This is a genomic window from Arthrobacter sp. SLBN-53 (genome assembly GCF_006715585.1).
GTDB classification, from domain to species: domain Bacteria; phylum Actinomycetota; class Actinomycetes; order Mycobacteriales; family Mycobacteriaceae; genus Mycobacterium; species Mycobacterium neoaurum_A.
In genome coordinates this window covers 4867312-4881795 of record NZ_VFNN01000001.1, presented here as the reverse complement: position 1 = coordinate 4881795, position 14484 = coordinate 4867312, and the positions used below count along the sequence as shown (strand labels likewise).

At 66.8% G+C, this 14484-nt stretch carries 19 protein-coding genes and 1 pseudogene; 10 read left to right on the top strand and 10 right to left on the bottom strand.

Going from position 1 to position 14484, the window contains the following annotated elements; genetic code table 11:
• The first annotated feature begins 30 nt into the window (after window positions 1-30).
• The 4 genes from FBY28_RS23460 to FBY28_RS23445 all read left to right on the top strand — a co-directional run bounded on the left by FBY28_RS23460 (window position 31) and on the right by FBY28_RS23445 (window position 3273).
• Window positions 31-759 (top strand): amino acid ABC transporter ATP-binding protein, encoded by a 729-nt coding sequence (locus FBY28_RS23460; protein ID WP_141870421.1) that lies wholly within the window; start codon window positions 31-33, stop codon window positions 757-759.
• Between the two features lie 16 nt (window positions 760-775).
• Window positions 776-1588 carry a glutamate ABC transporter substrate-binding protein gene (locus FBY28_RS23455; protein ID WP_141869593.1) on the top strand — a complete coding sequence of 271 codons (813 nt, stop codon included), beginning with the start codon at window positions 776-778 and terminating at the stop codon, window positions 1586-1588.
• Between the two features lie 13 nt (window positions 1589-1601).
• On the top strand, window positions 1602-2282 hold the full coding sequence (locus FBY28_RS23450) for an amino acid ABC transporter permease (RefSeq protein WP_141869592.1): 681 nt from the start codon (window positions 1602-1604) through the stop codon (window positions 2280-2282).
• A 121-nt stretch (window positions 2283-2403) separates the two neighbouring features.
• Window positions 2404-3273, top strand: a complete 870-nt coding sequence (locus tag FBY28_RS23445; protein ID WP_141869591.1) for an amino acid ABC transporter permease — start codon at window positions 2404-2406, stop codon at window positions 3271-3273.
• Here FBY28_RS23445 and FBY28_RS23440 read toward each other — a convergent pair.
• Window positions 3252-4478 carry a multidrug effflux MFS transporter gene (locus FBY28_RS23440; protein ID WP_141869590.1) on the bottom strand — a complete coding sequence of 409 codons (1227 nt, stop codon included), beginning with the start codon at window positions 4476-4478 and terminating at the stop codon, window positions 3252-3254. The two genes, FBY28_RS23445 and FBY28_RS23440, sit on opposite strands and share 22 nt — an antisense overlap.
• A 67-nt stretch (window positions 4479-4545) precedes the next feature.
• Here FBY28_RS23440 and FBY28_RS23435 point away from each other — a divergent pair, with 67 nt between their 5' ends.
• Together FBY28_RS23435 and FBY28_RS23430 are read left to right on the top strand one after the other, a co-directional pair.
• Complete coding sequence (locus FBY28_RS23435; RefSeq protein WP_141869589.1) at window positions 4546-4992, top strand: MarR family winged helix-turn-helix transcriptional regulator; 447 nt, start codon at window positions 4546-4548, stop codon at window positions 4990-4992.
• 117 nt (window positions 4993-5109) lie between these two features.
• Complete coding sequence (locus tag FBY28_RS23430; RefSeq protein WP_174241723.1) at window positions 5110-5868, top strand: 3-oxoacyl-ACP reductase family protein; 759 nt, start codon at window positions 5110-5112, stop codon at window positions 5866-5868.
• Between the two features lie 165 nt (window positions 5869-6033).
• Here FBY28_RS23430 and FBY28_RS26495 read toward each other — a convergent pair.
• Window positions 6034-6252: pseudogene (locus tag FBY28_RS26495) on the bottom strand (MerR family transcriptional regulator); the annotation flags it as partial.
• A 32-nt stretch (window positions 6253-6284) separates the two neighbouring features.
• On the opposite strand from FBY28_RS26495, the gene FBY28_RS23420 reads away from it, so the two are divergent.
• A complete protein-coding gene (locus tag FBY28_RS23420; RefSeq protein ID WP_141869588.1) occupies window positions 6285-6845 on the top strand; it encodes an RBBP9/YdeN family alpha/beta hydrolase in 561 nt (186 codons plus the stop codon).
• On the opposite strand, the gene recX is transcribed toward FBY28_RS23420, so the two are convergent.
• Window positions 6842-7372, bottom strand: a complete 531-nt coding sequence (recX, locus tag FBY28_RS23415; protein WP_216847918.1) for a recombination regulator RecX — start codon at window positions 7370-7372, stop codon at window positions 6842-6844. The genes FBY28_RS23420 and recX overlap by 4 nt on opposite strands.
• Complete coding sequence (gene recA, locus FBY28_RS23410) at window positions 7338-8381, bottom strand: recombinase RecA (RefSeq protein ID WP_019513023.1); 1044 nt, start codon at window positions 8379-8381, stop codon at window positions 7338-7340. The genes recX and recA overlap by 35 nt, the downstream gene beginning before the upstream one ends.
• A gap of 183 nt (window positions 8382-8564) precedes the next feature.
• Here recA and FBY28_RS23405 point away from each other — a divergent pair, with 183 nt between their 5' ends.
• The gene (locus tag FBY28_RS23405; protein WP_141869587.1) at window positions 8565-9458 is read left to right on the top strand and encodes an alpha/beta hydrolase; all 894 of its coding nucleotides are present in this window, start codon (window positions 8565-8567) and stop codon (window positions 9456-9458) included.
• Window positions 9459-9468: 10 nt separating this feature from the next.
• Here FBY28_RS23405 and FBY28_RS23400 read toward each other — a convergent pair whose 3' ends face one another.
• Window positions 9469-9663 (bottom strand): DUF3046 domain-containing protein, encoded by a 195-nt coding sequence (locus FBY28_RS23400; RefSeq protein ID WP_019513025.1) that lies wholly within the window; start codon window positions 9661-9663, stop codon window positions 9469-9471.
• A gap of 19 nt (window positions 9664-9682) precedes the next feature.
• Window positions 9683-10855, bottom strand: a complete 1173-nt coding sequence (locus FBY28_RS23395) for a glycosyltransferase (protein WP_141869586.1) — start codon at window positions 10853-10855, stop codon at window positions 9683-9685.
• Window positions 10856-10886: 31 nt separating this feature from the next.
• Between FBY28_RS23395 and FBY28_RS23390 the strand changes: the two genes are divergently transcribed.
• Both FBY28_RS23390 and FBY28_RS23385 read left to right on the top strand, forming a co-directional pair.
• Window positions 10887-11333, top strand: a complete 447-nt coding sequence (locus FBY28_RS23390; RefSeq protein ID WP_019513027.1) for a limonene-1,2-epoxide hydrolase family protein — start codon at window positions 10887-10889, stop codon at window positions 11331-11333.
• A gap of 10 nt (window positions 11334-11343) precedes the next feature.
• Window positions 11344-11754 (top strand): DUF5313 domain-containing protein, encoded by a 411-nt coding sequence (locus tag FBY28_RS23385; RefSeq protein ID WP_019513028.1) that lies wholly within the window; start codon window positions 11344-11346, stop codon window positions 11752-11754.
• Here the strand turns inward: FBY28_RS23385 and pspM are convergent, their stop codons facing one another.
• The 4 genes from pspM to pgsA all read right to left on the bottom strand — a co-directional run bounded on the left by pspM (window position 11755) and on the right by pgsA (window position 14455).
• Window positions 11755-12594 carry a phage shock envelope stress response protein PspM gene (gene pspM, locus FBY28_RS23380; protein ID WP_174241722.1) on the bottom strand — a complete coding sequence of 280 codons (840 nt, stop codon included), beginning with the start codon at window positions 12592-12594 and terminating at the stop codon, window positions 11755-11757.
• A gap of 13 nt (window positions 12595-12607) precedes the next feature.
• Window positions 12608-13420 (bottom strand): phage shock protein PspA, encoded by an 813-nt coding sequence (gene pspA / locus FBY28_RS23375; protein WP_141869585.1) that lies wholly within the window; start codon window positions 13418-13420, stop codon window positions 12608-12610.
• 69 nt (window positions 13421-13489) lie between these two features.
• Window positions 13490-13807: a transcriptional regulator ClgR gene (gene clgR / locus FBY28_RS23370; RefSeq protein ID WP_141869584.1), complete on the bottom strand. Its 318-nt coding sequence runs from the start codon at window positions 13805-13807 to the stop codon at window positions 13490-13492.
• 54 nt (window positions 13808-13861) lie between these two features.
• Window positions 13862-14455: a CDP-diacylglycerol--glycerol-3-phosphate 3-phosphatidyltransferase gene (gene pgsA, locus FBY28_RS23365; protein WP_174241721.1), complete on the bottom strand. Its 594-nt coding sequence runs from the start codon at window positions 14453-14455 to the stop codon at window positions 13862-13864.
• Window positions 14456-14484: the final 29 nt, after the last annotated feature.

Genomic DNA, 14484 nt, shown 5'->3' with positions numbered 1-14484 from the left:
GGGCCCATGACCACCGCGGCTTCGGTCCCGATGATCTCGATGCAGGCTGTCGACAAGCATTTCGGCGATCTCCACGTGCTCAAGGACATCAATCTCGACGTCCCGCGCGGTCAGGTCGTCGTGGTGCTCGGTCCGTCGGGTTCGGGCAAATCCACCTTGTGCCGCACCATCAACAGGCTCGAGCCGATCGACACGGGAACCATCACCATCGACGGCGAGGTGCTGCCCGAGGAGGGCCGCAAGCTGGCCCAGCTGCGCTCCGACGTCGGGATGGTGTTCCAGTCGTTCAACCTGTTCGCCCACAAGACGATCATCGAGAACGTCATGCTGGCCCCGGTCAAGGTGCGCAAGATCGCCAAGGACGCAGCGCGTGCCGACGCGATGAAGCTGCTGGAGCGCGTCGGTATCGCCAATCAGGCCGACAAGTACCCCGCGCAACTCTCCGGTGGGCAGCAGCAGCGTGTCGCGATCGCCAGGTCGTTGGCGATGAGTCCGAAGGTGATGCTCTTCGACGAGCCCACCAGCGCGCTGGACCCCGAGATGATCAACGAGGTGTTGGCCGTCATGACCGATCTGGCCACCGAGGGGATGACGATGCTGGTGGTCACCCACGAGATGGGCTTTGCGCGGCGTGCCTCACAGCGGGTGGTCTTCATGGCCGACGGCGCGATCGTGGAGGACGCCGAGCCGGAGGAGTTCTTCGGCAATCCGAAATCCGACCGTGCCAAGGACTTCCTCGGCAAGATTCTCAATCACTGAATCGAAGGAGCACGTGATGTCATTTCGAGTTCGGGTGGCCGCTGCCGCCGTCCTGGCCGCAGCACTGCCACTCACCCTGGCCGCCTGCGGCGGCGGATCGGGCGGTGACGAGAACAAGGTGGTCATCGGTACCAAGTTCGACCAGCCGGGCCTGGGCCTGAAGAACCCGGACGGGTCGATGAGCGGGTTCGATGTCGATGTGGCGACCTATGTGGCCGAACAGCTCGGCTACACCCCCGATCAGATCGAGTGGAAGGAAGCCCCGTCCGGTCAGCGCGAGACGCTGATCCAGAACGGGCAGGTGGACTTCATCGCCGCCACCTACTCGATCACGGACGCGCGCAAGGAGAAGGTCAGCTTCGCCGGTCCCTATCTGGTGACCGGCCAGAGCCTGTTGGTGCGGGCGGACAATTCCGACATCGTCGGCGCCGAATCGCTGGAGAACAACAAGAAGCTGTGCTCGGTCACCGGCTCGACCCCGGCCCAGCGCATCAAGGACAAGTACCCCGGCGTCCAGCTGCAGCAGTACGACACCTACTCGGCCTGCGTGGAGGCGCTCAAGAGCGGCGCGATCGATGCGGTGACCACCGATGAGGTGATCCTGGCCGGGTATGCCGCCCAACAGCCGGGCACCTTCAAGCTCGTCGGTGAACCGTTCTCGCAGGAGAACTACGGCATCGGGCTGAAGAAGGACGACACCGACCTGCAGACCAAGATCAACGACGCCATCACCAAGATGGAGACCGAGGGCAAGTGGGCCGCAGCGTTCGAGAAGAATCTGGGCCCGGCCGGTATCGCCACACCCCAGCCGCCCGCCGTCACGAAGTAGGCGGATCCACCGGGTGGAAGTTTTCAGCGAGTACCAGGACCGGATCTTCGCCGCGTTCCTGGTCACCATCGAGCTGACCGTGTATGCGGCGATGGGTGCACTGGTACTGGGCACCGCCCTGGCCGCAATGCGGCTCTCACCGGTACCGGTGATGCGGGCGGTGGGCACCAGCTATGTCAACGTGGTGCGCAACACCCCGCTGACCCTGATCCTGGTGTTCTGCTCGTTGGGCCTGGCCAACACGCTGCACATCACGCTGACCGACCCGACGTCGCCGACGTCGATCGTCGACAGCAACTTCCGCCTGGCGGTCCTCGGGCTGACGGTCTACACAGCGGCGTTCGTGTGTGAGTCCATCCGCTCCGGGGTGAACACCGTGCCGATGGGTCAGGCCGAGGCGGCGCGTTCGCTCGGCCTGACCTTCTCGCAGAATCTTCGGATCATCTTGCTGCCGCAGGCTTTTCGAGCGGTCATCATCCCACTCGGTTCGGTGCTGATCGCGTTGACGAAGAACACCACCATCGCCTCGGCGATCGGTGTCGCCGAGGCGGCACTGCTGATGAAGGAAATGGTGGAGAACACCTCGGCACTGCTGGTGGTCGGTTCCATCTTCGCCATCGGGTTCGTCATCCTGACCCTGCCGATGGGCTTGCTGTTCGGGTGGCTGGGCAGGCGCTGGGCGGTTTTGCGGTGATGAGCGCTTGCGCGAAGAACAGACAACACATGAGCGCTTGCGCGAAGAACAGACAACACATGAGCGCTCGCGCGAAGAGCAGTGAGCACATGAGCGCTTGCGCGAAGAGCGGAGAGCACTGATGACAGGCTCGTCCGTCCTGTTCGATGCGCCCGGTCCCCGCGCGCGCAAGATCAACATGGTCCTGGCCGTTCTGACGGCCCTGGTGTTCGCCGCGATCCTGGGCTGGGTGGCGTGGAAGTTCGCCTCCGCGGGGCAGTTCGATGCCGCCAAGTGGGAGCCGTTCTTCACCGCCGATCTCTGGACCACCTACGTGCTGCCCGGTATCAAGGGCACGCTGACCGCCGCCGCGGTGTCGATCGTGCTGGCCCTGGTGTTGGGCTGCCTGCTCGGGATCGGACGGCTCTCGCCGGTGCGGGCCATCAGCTGGGGCTGTGGCGTGTTCGTGGAGTTCTTCCGCGCGGTACCGGTGCTGATCATGATGCTGTTCTCATACGCACTGTTCGCGATGTACGGGGTGTTCGCCTCGGAATACCTGGCACTGGCCGGGGTGATCACCGGCCTGACGTTGTACAACGCGGCGGTGATCGCCGAGATCGTGCGCACCGGTGTGCACGCGCTGCCCCGCGGCCAGGCCGAGGCCGCCTCGGCGCTGGGCATGACGTGGACCCAGACGATGGCCAGCGTGCAGCTCCCCCAGGCCATCACCTCGATGCTGCCGGTTCTGGTGTCACAGATGGTCGTGGTCCTCAAGGACACCGCGATCGGCTATCAGATCACGTTCGTCGAGATGGTTCGCCAGGCGCAGAGCGTCGGGTCCGCCTATAGCAACTACATCCCGGCGCTGATGGTCATCGCGGTGTTGATGATCGGGCTGAACTTTGCCCTCTCCTCGTTGGCCACGCGACTCGAGGCCAGGCTGCGGCGGTCCAAGAAGGGCCCTGAACCGCAGGCGGCACGGCCGATCGTTCAGGACGGATCGGGAGTGTGATTGCGGGCCAGCGCCAGACCGGCGCAGGCGATCACCGAGCAGCACACCATCACGATGCCCAGCGGGCCCGCGGTGTGCTCACCGGCAAGACTCACCAGGGGTGAGACGGCGGCGGCCAACAGGAACTGGGTGGCACCCAGGACCGCCGAGGCGCTCCCGGCCGCCCGCGGCGCTGCCGACAGAGCCAGAGCAGTGGTGGTGCCGAAGACCAGACCCATGCCGGCGTCGGCGGCGAACAGCGGGAGCGCCAGCCAGCCTGCCGCGAGGTCGGTGTAGGCCAGCGCCAGCACCACGACGCTGGCGACGGAAATGACCGCCAGCCCGGCGGTGGCCAGCACATGCGGTTCGGTGCGGGCCGACAGCCGCGCGCTCAGCGCACTCACCAGCAGCAGGCCGAGAGCATTGACACCGAATACCGCGCCGTACTGGGCGGCACTCAGGCCCATCATCGTCTGGTAGACGAACGGTGAGGCCGAGATATAGGCCATCAGCACCGCGAAGGCGAAACCGAACGCGACAACGTTGCCGATGTAACGACGCCCGAGCAATTGACGCAATGGCGAGCCTGCGGTGACTTTCTCGGCCCGCAGCGCGGTGCGACGCTCCTCGGTGTGCGTCTCGCGGATGACGATGAGCGCGGTGATGAGCATCAGAGCGACCAGCACCAGGATGATCGCCAGCGCGCCGCGCCAACCCACCGGACCGACAAGGAAACCACCGGCCAGCGGAGCAACGATCGGAGCAATGCCGCCGACGATCATCATGAGGCTGAAGGCCCGGGCAGCGGCACGGCCGGTGGCCAGGTCGGAGATGATGGCGCGGCCGATCACCATACCCGCCGCACCCGTCAGGCCCTGCGCCAGCCGGGCGGCGATGAGCACCTCGATGGTTGGCGCGAACACCGCGACCGCACTCGCACCCACACAGATCGCGGCACCGATCCACAGCGGCTTCACCCGCCCGTAGCGATCCGAGAGCGGGCCGAAGATCAACTGCCCCAGCGCCAGACCGATCAGAAACGTGGTCAGGGTCAGCTGCACCGTGGTCGGCGAGGTATGCAGATCGTCGACCATCTCGGGGAAGGCGGGCAGATAGAGGTCGGTGGCGAACGGGGCCACCGCCGACAACAGCGCAAGGGTGACGAGTAGGCCGACGGTGATCCGTGGTGCCGCGTCCGCGCGCGGGGTGTCGACAGAGGTGGTCATGCAGCGGCTCCAAATTGGTTATCAAATGATAGTTATATAACTATAACTATCAGGTAGGGTGGCGATCATGCAAGCTCGATCCGCTCACACCGAGCAGCTCGCCGACCTGGCCGACCTCCTGATGGCGGTCTCCCGCGCGATCCGGGCCCGCACCATGGCCGATCCGTCCGTACTCGACCTCTCCACGACCGAGGTGACGGTGCTGCGCTATATCGACCACCACCCCGGCATCGGCCCCAGCGCGGTCGCGACCGGAACCGCCCTGCAACGCAGCAACCTGAGCCGGGCGCTGCGCGACCTGGAACGCAAGGGCCTGGTCGAACGAACGCCGGATCCGGCCGACAATCGCCAATTCCTACTTCGCACAACCGAACTGGCCGCCGAAGACCTCGCCCGCATCCGCGCTGTCTGGGCATCCGTCATAGCGGATGCCATCGGTGGCGCACTCGACGACCACCGCGATCTCCCCGCGGCGCTGCGCTTGCTGGCCGCGTTGGAACGCGGACTGCAGTAGCCGCGTTCGGATCCGCGGGATCACACCCGGGAATGAAGCACGGCGCGCACTGTTATCTCCACAAGAGTCAACAACCGATCGGTTCGGCACGAACCGTTCCAGCTCTCGGAGGACGTCATGACCGATAACACCCGTACTGCACCACTGGCAGGCCGCCGCGCATTGGTGACCGGCGCCTCGCGCGGTATCGGCGCCCAGATCGTGCGCCGCCTGGTCGCCGACGGTGCGTCGGTCGCCTTCACCTACAACTCCTCGCCCACCCCGGCACAACAACTGGTCGACGAACTGACCACCGCGGGCGCCAAGGTGGTGGCCATTGCGGCCGACTCCGCCGACGCGCAGGCAGTCACCGCCTCGGTCGAGTCCGCCGCCGCCGAACTCGGCGGCCTGGACATCCTGGTGAACAATGCCGGTGTCGCCTCCGGCGCACTCATCGAGGACTTCGATCTCGAGGAATTCGACCGCATCGTGGACATCAACGTGCGTGGCGTATTCGTGGCCACCAAGGCCGCCGTGCCACACCTGAGCACGGGCGGGCGCATCATCAACATCGGCAGCGTGAACGCCGAACGCGTTCCGGTGCCGGCCTTTTCGGTGTATGCGCTGTCCAAGGCGGCGGTCGCCGGATTCACCCGCGGCCTGGCCCGCGAACTCGGGCCGCGCGGTATCACCGTCAACAACATCCAGCCGGGGCCCATCGCCACCGACATGAACCCCGCCGAGGGCCCACTCGCCGAGCAGATGACCCCGCTACTGGCCGTCGGGCACTACGGCAACACCGGTGATGTCGCCAGCGCCGTGGCCTTTCTGGCCTCCCCCGATTCGGGCTACATCACCGGTATCAACTTGAATGTCGACGGCGGATTCCTGATCTGAGGCCGCCGCTCCGGCGGCCAGCGTCCGCAGCCGCAACCGGGTTTCGGTGAGCTGGGCTTGGCGCTTGTCGAGACGGCCGGCGACCTCGTCCAGAGCGGCCCGCAGGTCGGGACACATGTGCAGGAATGTCCCTCGCTCGTCGGTGCGGGCACAGTCGAGATACCGCCGAATGGTGGATGCGCCGAGCCCGGCACCGATCATCAGCTGGATCTGCTTCACCCGGGTGACATCCTCCCGGTCATACCGCCGGTAACCGTTGGCGGTCCGACCGGGAACCAGCAGTCCACGGTCCTCGTAATGCCGCAGTGCACGGGCGCTGACACCGGCCGCCGCGGCCAGCTCACCGATCAGCACGACGGTGAATTCCGGACTCGGTCTTGACATTCACGCGGGCGTGAAGCTTTAGCGTCGGGTGCATGACATCGACAACCGCACGGCGTGCCGTAATCATCCACGGATATTCGGCCACGCCGCACGACCATTGGTTCGGTTGGCTGGCCGAAGAGCTCGACACCCGTGGCATCACCACCTCGGTGCCTGCCATGCCGAGTCCGCAGGCACCCGAGCCCGGACCGTGGTTGCGTACCGTGCGCGACACCGTCGGCATCCCGAACGCAGAAACGATCGTGGTGGGACACAGTCTCGGATGTCTCACCGTGCTGCGATATCTGGCCGCACTTCGCACGCCCTGGCGACTCGGCGCCCTGGTCCTGGTTTCCGGGTTTGTCGATCCGTGTCCGGCCCTGCCGAATCTCAACGACTACATCAACGGCGGATGCCCGGTGGACGGGCTGGCAGAACGTATCGACCGGCTGGCGCTGTTCCGTTCCGACGCAGACGATTACGTCCCGATCGAACACACCGACCGTCTCGCCGCGTCACTGGGGACCACCGCCGTCGTGGTCCCAGGAGCCGGGCATTTCCTCGGCTCCGACGGCGTGACGAGGCTGACGCAGGTGCTCGACGTGCTGATCTAAACCGCCCGGCGTTCACGCTCTGCCGCCAATCCTTCGCGGACCACGTCGAAGGCCATGCCCTGGTTGTACCCGCGACGAGCCAGCATCGCGACCAATCTGCGGATCACCTTCAGCTCGTCATCGAGGCGTTCCCGACGCAACTTGTCGGCGACCAGGCGCTCGGCTTGGACCCGCCACTCGCCCGCGTCGACGCTGTCGAGCGTCTCGGCGATCAATTCGTCGTCGACACCTTTGGTGCGCAGCTCGGCGGCCAACGCGCGCTTACCCTTTCCCGAATTGGTCCGACGGCTACGGACCCACTCCTGGGCAAACGCCGCGTCGTCGAGCAACCCCACCTCGACCAGCCGGTCGAGCACCCGCGCGCTGACATCGTCGGGGAAGCCGCGTTTGGTCAGCGCGGTTTCCAGCTCGGCCCGAGTGCGGGCCCGGACGGTGAGCAGGCGAAGGCATACGTCCCGCGCCTGCTCCTCCCGTTTGGGTCCGGCCGGCTTCTCAGAAGTCGACGGGGGCGGGCAGAACGTCATCATCGGTCAGCACGGCACCGATACCGAGCTTCTCCTTGATCTTCTTCTCGATCTCGTTGGCCGCATCGCCGTTCTCCAACAAGAACTTACGGGCATTCTCCTTGCCCTGTCCCAGCTGCTCACCCTCGTAGGTGAACCACGAACCGGACTTGCGGATGAAGCCGTGCTCGACACCCATATCGATGAGCGAGCCCTCGCGGCTGATGCCGTGGCCGTACAGGATGTCGAACTCGGCCTGCTTGAACGGCGGAGACACCTTGTTCTTGACGACCTTGACGCGGGTGCGGTTACCGACGGCGTCGGTTCCGTCCTTGAGCGTCTCGATACGGCGCACATCCAGGCGCACCGAGGCGTAGAACTTCAACGCCTTACCACCGGTGGTGGTCTCGGGCGAACCGAACATCACGCCGATCTTCTCGCGCAGCTGGTTGATGAAGATGGCCGTGGTGCCCGAGTTGTTCAGCGCGCCGGTCATCTTGCGCAGCGCCTGGCTCATCAGGCGGGCCTGCAGACCGACATGGCTGTCACCCATCTCACCCTCGATCTCGGCGCGCGGCACCAGGGCGGCGACCGAGTCGATGACGATCAGGTCGATGGCCCCGGACCGCACCAGCATGTCGGCGATCTCCAGCGCCTGCTCACCGGTATCGGGCTGGGACACCAGCAGGGCGTCGGTATCCACCCCCAGCTTCTTGGCGTACTCGGGATCGAGCGCGTGCTCGGCGTCGATGAACGCCGCGATACCGCCGGCGGCCTGGGCGTTGGCCACCGCGTGCAACGCAACGGTGGTCTTACCCGAGGATTCCGGGCCGTAGATCTCGACGACGCGGCCGCGCGGCAGACCGCCGATACCCAGCGCCACGTCCAGCGAGATGGAGCCGGTGGGGATGACCGAGATGGGCTGGCGAACCTCTTCACCGAGGCGCATCACCGAACCCTTGCCGTAGTTCTTCTCGATCTGGGCCATCGCCAGTTCGAGTGCCTTTTCGCGATCGGGAGCCTGTGGCGCCATGGGAGTACCTCTCCGTAGTCGTGCGGTTGACCGGGGTTCCGGTCGGTTGGCTGCGAGACTAGAACGCACCACCGACAAGTGACTCCGGCCGAATGATCACCACATTAGCGAACAGGTGTTCGAAGGCAAGGTGACACGCCGCGCATCGCGGGCGCGGGTGTCGCAGGTCGGTATTCTCGGGCGATGACTCAGCGTGCGGACCTGCGGATTCCCTTCGCCGGTGCAGAACTCGCCGTATACCTGTACCGGCCCGACACCGACAACACGCCAGGCGTCGACACGCCCTGCGTCGTCATGGCCCACGGGTTTTCCGGCACCCGTGACGACGGCCTGCCGCCCTACGCCGAGGCATTCTGCGCGGCCGGTTACGCCGTCGCCCTGTTCGACTACCGCGGTTTCGGCGCGTCGACCGGTCGGCCCCGTCAACTGATCGACATCGCCGCCCAGCACGCGGACTACCGGGCCGTCGTGGAGTGGGCCCGCGGACTCGACGGCATCGACGCGAACCGCATCGTGTTGTGGGGATCCTCATTCAGCGGCGGTCACGTGCTCGCCATCGCCGCAGACGAGCCGTCCATCGCGGCCGTGGTCTCCCAGGCGCCGTTCACCGATGCGCTGCCCACCCTGGCCAAAGTCGCGCCGCTGACATCGGCACGCATCACGATCGCCGCGATCCGCGATCAGATCCGGGCCTGGCGGGGCGGGCCGCCGCTGCTGATACCCGCCGTCGGGGCACCCGGCACGGTCGCGGCGATGACCGCGCCGGACGCACAGCCGGGCTTCGCCGCGATCGTGGGACCGGAGTCGCTGTGGCGCAACGAATTTTCGGCGCGCCTCATGTTGCGCTTCCCCTTCTACCGACCGGTACGCGCGGCCCGGCGGCTACGGATGCCGGTGCTGGTGTGCGTGTGTGACAGCGATACCACCGCGCCGCCGCGATCGACCGTCACCACGGCCGAACGCGCTCCCCGCGGTGAGCTGCGCCGCTATCCGTACGGCCACTTCGACATCTATCTGGATCCGCGGGTCCGTATCGATCAGGTGGAGTTCCTGGATCGGGTGCTCGCCCGCCGGTAGGCCCGACCGGTCACCACTGATCGCGCGGCACGTCGAAATCCGCGCACAGCGCCCGCCACACATCCCGCGGCTCGACCCCTGCCTCGATGGCCTCGGCGGCGGTCCGACCTCCCAGCGCGCTGAGTACATGATCCACGAGCACCGACGCGCCGTAGGCGGCACCGAACCGGCCGGTGACACGATCGTTGAACTCGGTGAGACGCACGCCGCCAACCTACCGACCACTAGCGGGTCGGAGCCAGCGCGTCATGGCACACCCGTACCGGATCAGTCACCGCCTCGGCACCGGACCCGGCCCGCTGCGCGGCATCGCGGTATCCAGGATCCGCCAGCACGGCGGCCACGGCAGCCGATAGCGACTCGGGGGTCAACGGCCGGATCAGACGTCCCGATCCCTGGCGCACCACCCTATTGGCGATCTCCCATTGGTCACCACCACCCGGGACGGTGACCAGCGGCACCCCGTGCAGCAAGGCCTTGGCGACGATTCCGTGACCACCACCGCAGACCAGCACATCGGCGCGGGCCAACAGCGCGTCCTGACGTCCCAGCCCGGCCACGGCCCACTCCGGCATCGCCAGCTCGGGACCGCCGAGGCGCGAGATGGCCACGCGTGCCCCGGCGGGTAGTTCCCGGCCTGGCCGCAGGGCGGTCAGCGCCAGTTCGGCAAGCCCCGCGGCCCCGGTCACGGCGGTCGAGGGCGCCACGACCACCAGCGGGCCGCCGCCCGGCGGGGGCTCCAGCACCGCCTCGGTGGGCTCGAAATGCAAGGGGCCGACAACGACTGCCTCGGCAGGCCAGTCCGGTCGCGGAACCTCGAGGGCAGGCAACGTGGCGATCAGTCGCCGCAACGGTCCAGGTTCGCGGGCCGACAGTCCGATCGCCATCCTGGCCTGCTCCCGGTGCCGATGGCCTGCCCGGATGGAGCGTGCCGTCAGCGCGCGCATCACCGTGTCGCGCATTCTCCCGCGCAGGCCAACCCCGGGTGCGAGGCCGCTGCCCAGTGGCGGCAGACCCTTCGAAGGCAGGTAGAGCGGATGTGGGTTCAGCTCGATCCAGGGCACACCGAGCAGCTCGGCGGCCATCCCGCCGCACGCGGTGATGACGTCGGAGACCACCAGATCGGGTGCGATGGCAAGTATTCCTGGCACATTGAGTACCGCCATCCGCGCGGCCCGACGATGGATCTTGGCACCCGCATCACCGTCGTCGTCGGTGCCCTCGGGGTCCAGGCCCGCCAACAGCTCGGCGTGCAGCCCTGCCGACCGGGCAGTGTCCAGCCACTGTTCGCCCGTGAACAGGACGGGAGCATCGCCGGCCTCGCGCAACCGCAGGCACAGCGCGATCGCCGGGAAGGCATGCCCGGGATCCGGTCCGGCCACCACAGCTACGCGCACACCGCACACCCTGTCACATACGCTGAGTTCCATGACCGACCAGGCATCCCCGACCAGCACCGACGCCGCCGATATCGCGACGGTGGAGAAGTTCCTGTTCTCGCTGCGTGGACCCGACCTCGACACGGCGGCAGCGTTGATCGACGACGATATCGTCTACCAGAACGTCGGGTTTCCGACCGTTCGGGGAAGTCGACGCGTCCTTGCCGTGTTCCGGGGTCTGGACCGGCCCGCCTTCGGGTTCGACGTGGCCATCCACCGGACCGCTTCCGATGGTGGTGTCGTGCTCAACGAGCGCACCGATGTCCTGATCATCGGTCCGGTGCGGCTGCAGTTCTGGGTCTGCGGCGTGTTCGAGGTCCGCGACGGTCGCATCACCCTCTGGCGCGATTATTTCGACATGTTCGACATGACCAAGGCGCTGGTGCGCGGATTGGCCGGAGCGGTGATCCCCGCGCTGCGGCCTCGGCTGCGATGACCGGGTTGCGATGACCAGGTCGAAACCGAATCTGTTCCAGCTGATCGGTTACTGTCTGGGCCGTCGGCTCCCCGATTCGATGCTCGACTGGGTCCGCAACGACCTGGCCGGTCCGGGCGCCACGCGGCGATTGATGCTACGGGTGTTGGTCCCGGCGGTGTTGGTGCTCGCGCCCTTCTGGCTCATCCCCACCACGCTGTATGTGCACCTGTCGATGACGGTGCCCATCCTGATCCCGTTCATCTACTTCTCCCATGCACTGAACAAGATCTGGCGTCGCCACATGTTGCGTGTACACGGCTTGAACCCAGCTCTGGTCGACGCGCTGGCGCGGCAACGCGACGCCGCCAAGCACCAGTCCTACATCGATCGGTTCGGCCCGCGCCCGGATTCCGCCGAGCTGGGCACGCACGACATCTGATCAGGCGCCGCGCCGGACCCCGATCTCGCGGAGGTCGCTGTAGGCCTGCGCCCAGCCCTGCAGCCGGTCGGTGGCGTTGACCAGTTCGTCACGGTAGCGCTGCTGGGCCATCGGCGAATGCGATACCGGACCAGCGTTCAGAGAGGACACCAATTGGGCTGCCGCGGTCACCATTTCGTCGTACTGACGGGCTCCGCGCTGCAGTTGCCCGGTGAAGGACGCGATTGTCGGCGCCAGATGCGCGCGCGAGCGCGGTGAGGCCGAGGCGGTGCGTTCCATGGCGACCACCTCGTCGGCGGTCGCGGCCATGGTGACCGCGGTCTGTCCGGCGGCGATCTCGATATCGCGCAGGTCGGCCTCGGGCAGCATCCGGCTGCGCCGGAGCACACCGAGCAACGAGTACAGCCCGCGCTCGGAGGACGCCAGGTCGGCCATCGGTTTGCGGGCCGCCGAACCCCAGGGCGGCATCCGCCTGGCAGTGGGACCGGCGGGCAGCGGTTCGGCACGCAACCAGCGGTAGCGCAGGAAGAGCAGGGTGGCCGGGAACGCGGCACCCGCGGCGACCACGCCGGTGACGATCAAGGCCCACACCGGGGTGCTCCATACCGCCAGCAACGCGGTCACCAGAATCCAGAAGCCGCTGCTGAGGCCGAAGAACAGACCCAGGCGAAGCGCCCAGCGGCGCTTGCGCAGCAGCTTGGCTCGCGGGTCGGACATGGCCGCGAGTTTGCTCGCCAGCAGGCCGGAGAACTCGGCGGCGGTGTCTATCCCGCCCTGGAGGCCCCGCTCGGCCACTGCGCGCCAACGCCCTCGGCGCCCCGATCGCGGTCCCGCGGCCATATCTCCTCCAGAACTATTGCGAGAGTGGGTTTTCCGGGGCAGCAGCCGGCGGATTGGCGGCCGGATTGGCCGTCGGCGCGGCGGCGTCACCCGCGGGCAGCGCCTCGCCGCGCATGGAGGCGCGGATCTGCTCGAGACGGGAGTGTCCGGCCATCTGCACGCTGGCCTGCTGGACCTCCATCATGCGGCCCTGTACCGAGTTCTGTGCCAGCTCGGTGGCACCCATCGCATTGGCGTACCGACGCTCGATCTTCTCGCGCACCTCGTCGAGGTTCGGGGTGGTGCCCGGTGCCGAGATCTCGCTCATCGACCGCAGCGAAGCGCTGACCTGCTCCTGCATCTTGGCCTGCTCCAGCTGGCTCAGCAGCTTGGTGCGCTCGGCGATCTTCTGCTGCAACACCATCGCGTTCTGCTCGACGGCCTTCTTCGCCTGGCCTGCGGCCTGCAGCGACTGATCGTGCAATGCCTTGAGGTCCTCGACGCTCTGTTCGGCGGTCACCAGCTGCGCGGCGAACGCCTCGGCGGCGTTGGTGTACTCGGTCGCCTTGGCGGCGTCACCGGCCGCGGTCGCCTGGTCGGCGAGCGTCAGCGCCTGGCGGACGTTGGCCTGCAGCTTCTCGATATCGGCCAATTGGCGGTTCAGGCGCATCTCCAGCTGACGCTGGTTTCCGATGACCTGTGCGGCCTGCTGTGTCAGGGCCTGGTGCTGGCGCTGAGCATCCTCGATCGCCTGCTGGATCTGAACCTTCGGATCGGCATATTCGTCGACCTTGGAGCTGAACAGCGCCATGAGGTACTTCCATGCCTTGACGAACGGATTGGCCATGAAGTTTCCCGCCTTCGCAATTCGGAGGTGCGCAACGTCTTGGGGTCAACCTATCGTTTCCGCACCCGATCAAGCCACCGCCATGGACACGACCTGAGGGATCACGACCTTGGTGCTGGCATCGATACCTGTCACGCCGCTGGCGGCATGCTCCTGGCGGGCGAGCTGCTCACCGGCGTCGAAGAGGACCCGCGACATCGGGATGTCCAGAGCGTCGCAGATGGCGCTGAGCAGCTCGCTGGAGGCCTCCTTGCGGCCCCGCTCCACCTCGGACAGATAGCCCAGGCTGACCCTGGCCGCGTCGGACACCTCACGCAGCGTCCGCCCCTGCCCGGTCCGTGCGCTACGCAGCACGTCGCCGATCACCTCACGCAGCAGTGTCGTCATATCAGGATCAACGCCCTCGGGGTCCTGTTGGTTCCCCACGGGCACCGCACTCGCTCAGGTGGACGGTCGGGCCCGGGAGTCGCGCACCGCCGACACCACGTAGTCGGCACCCGTCAGCACGGTCAGCAGGACGGCCAACCACATGATCGCGGTGGCCGTGGTCAACCACAGCCCCGAGATCGGCAGGATGAACAGACCGATCGCGACCGCCTGGACCAGCGTTTTCACCTTGCCGCCGCGGCTGGCCGGGATGACCCCGTGCCGGAGCACCGCCAATCGCAACACTGTGACACCGATCTCCCTGACCATGATGACGATCGTGATCCACCAGGGCAGATCGCCGAGCATCGACAACCCGATCAGCGCCGAGCCGATCAGCAGCTTGTCGGCGATCGGATCGGCCAGCTTGCCGAATTCGGTGACCATGCCGTAGGCGCGGGCCAGGGCGCCATCCAGGTGGTCGGTGATGACCGCCGTCGTGAACACGGCGAAAGCGATTGTTCGCCAGGACGTCTCGTGACCGTCACCGGCGAACAGGGCGGCCAGGAAGACCGGCACGAGCACAAATCGGACACCGGTCAGCAGATTGGCGACGTTGGCGACGGACGCACGGGGAACCACTGGATCGGTATCTGGTTGGCCCGGCACCGAAACAGAATATCGGTTGCTCTTGCCGA

Coding starts and splice junctions, on each gene's coding strand:
- FBY28_RS23405 (WP_141869587.1), top strand. CDS start 8,565: ATGACTCAGCGTGCGGACCTGCGGATTCCCTTCGCCGGTGCAGAACTC.
- FBY28_RS23435 (WP_141869589.1), top strand. CDS start 4,546: ATGCAAGCTCGATCCGCTCACACCGAGCAGCTCGCCGACCTGGCCGAC.
- FBY28_RS23440 (WP_141869590.1), bottom strand. CDS start 4,478: ATGACCACCTCTGTCGACACCCCGCGCGCGGACGCGGCACCACGGATC.
- clgR (WP_141869584.1), bottom strand. CDS start 13,807: ATGACGACACTGCTGCGTGAGGTGATCGGCGACGTGCTGCGTAGCGCA.
- FBY28_RS23445 (WP_141869591.1), top strand. CDS start 2,404: ATGACAGGCTCGTCCGTCCTGTTCGATGCGCCCGGTCCCCGCGCGCGC.
- FBY28_RS23455 (WP_141869593.1), top strand. CDS start 776: ATGTCATTTCGAGTTCGGGTGGCCGCTGCCGCCGTCCTGGCCGCAGCA.
- FBY28_RS23385 (WP_019513028.1), top strand. CDS start 11,344: ATGACCAGGTCGAAACCGAATCTGTTCCAGCTGATCGGTTACTGTCTG.
- FBY28_RS23430 (WP_174241723.1), top strand. CDS start 5,110: ATGACCGATAACACCCGTACTGCACCACTGGCAGGCCGCCGCGCATTG.
- recX (WP_216847918.1), bottom strand. CDS start 7,372: ATGATGACGTTCTGCCCGCCCCCGTCGACTTCTGAGAAGCCGGCCGGA.
- pspM (WP_174241722.1), bottom strand. CDS start 12,594: ATGGCCGCGGGACCGCGATCGGGGCGCCGAGGGCGTTGGCGCGCAGTG.
- FBY28_RS23460 (WP_141870421.1), top strand. CDS start 31: ATGATCTCGATGCAGGCTGTCGACAAGCATTTCGGCGATCTCCACGTG.
- FBY28_RS23420 (WP_141869588.1), top strand. CDS start 6,285: ATGACATCGACAACCGCACGGCGTGCCGTAATCATCCACGGATATTCG.
- FBY28_RS23390 (WP_019513027.1), top strand. CDS start 10,887: ATGACCGACCAGGCATCCCCGACCAGCACCGACGCCGCCGATATCGCG.
- pspA (WP_141869585.1), bottom strand. CDS start 13,420: ATGGCCAATCCGTTCGTCAAGGCATGGAAGTACCTCATGGCGCTGTTC.
- recA (WP_019513023.1), bottom strand. CDS start 8,381: ATGGCGCCACAGGCTCCCGATCGCGAAAAGGCACTCGAACTGGCGATG.